This window comes from Novosphingobium sp. PhB165 (assembly GCF_004341845.1).
In the GTDB taxonomy this organism is placed as follows: domain Bacteria; phylum Pseudomonadota; class Alphaproteobacteria; order Sphingomonadales; family Sphingomonadaceae; genus Novosphingobium.
Window position 1 is genome coordinate 1 of record NZ_SLVB01000028.1, and the last position, 1,108, is coordinate 1,108.

Annotated in this window: 1 protein-coding gene and 1 pseudogene; both read left to right on the top strand. The window is 58.2% G+C overall.

The window, feature by feature from the left end:
- Positions 1-18 precede the first annotated feature (18 nt).
- Complete coding sequence (locus EDF56_RS25765; RefSeq protein ID WP_132393029.1) at positions 19-291, top strand: hypothetical protein; 273 nt, start codon at positions 19-21, stop codon at positions 289-291.
- Positions 292-342: 51 nt separating this feature from the next.
- Positions 343-1,108 (top strand): annotated as a pseudogene (locus EDF56_RS25770) (IS5 family transposase); the annotation flags it as partial.

The following is a 1,108-nucleotide window of genomic DNA, read 5'->3' on the forward strand; positions in this document are numbered from 1 at the left end:
TAGGCCGTGAACCCATAAATGGTTGTCGATGGCGCAGCCTGCGGGCATGTTCAGGCAAGTATGGAACAACCGACAGTTCAAGCGCGCTGGGAACAGTACCGCGACACGCTCGGGGGCGAGCTTTCGTCGGCCAAAGCCGTAAGTTTTCGCATTCCGGGGTGGGAGCCTGTGGGCCGAGATCAAGGATTTCGCTGGCTACAGGCTTCGATCTATGAAGGCTTCCACGTCTCCCATAAAGTGGATTGGACAGATCAGGCTGCGACGGTGACGTTCTTGATCTGGGAAGACTGATTTCGGCGATTTCCCATTCCATTTCAGCGTCTACTCTGATTCAGCGTCAGCATGAGCCGATATGATTTGACCGACTTTGAATGGCGCGTGATCGAACCGTTGTTACCCAACAAGCCGCGGGGCGTGCCGCGCGTCGATGATCGACGCGTTCTGAACGGGATATTCTGGGTGCTGCGATCTGGCGCTCCATGGCGCGACCTGCCCGAGCGTTACGGCCCGCGCACTACCTGCTACAATCGCTTTGCGCGGTGGCGAAAAGCGGGCGTCTGGGACCGAATGATGGACGCCATCACCGCCGCACATGATGGCGAACTCCAGATGATCGACAGCACCTCCGTTCGCGCCCATCAACAGGCTGCGACCGCAAAAAGGGGGATCGAGATCATTGTCTCGGTCGTTCCCGAGGCGGACTCACGACGAAAATCCATGCGGTCGTCGATGGGCAAGGCCTCCCGATCCGGCTGAGCTTGACTGCAGGGCAAAGCCATGACGGCCAAGCCGCTGACGATCTACTTGATCATGTCGGGGCTGGAACGATCCTGCTGGCGGACAAGGCCTATGACTCCGATCGCATCCGCGGATCGCTCCGCGACAAAGGCGCGTTCGCCAACATCCCACCCAAGGTCAATCGGCGCTCGAAACCTTACTTCAGCACATGGCTCTATCGCGAGCGCAACCTCATCGAGCGCTTCTTCTCCAAGCTGAAGCACTTCAGACGCGTCGCAACCCGCTACGACAAACTGGCCGAGAACTTCCTTGCCATGGTTCAACTCGCTTCAATACGGCTGTGGCTTCGCGTTTATGAGTCTACAGCCTA

Excerpts from the sequence above, each read along its gene's own strand:
- EDF56_RS25765 (WP_132393029.1), top strand. The coding sequence starts at position 19 with ATGGTTGTCGATGGCGCAGCCTGCGGGCATGTTCAGGCAAGTATGGAA.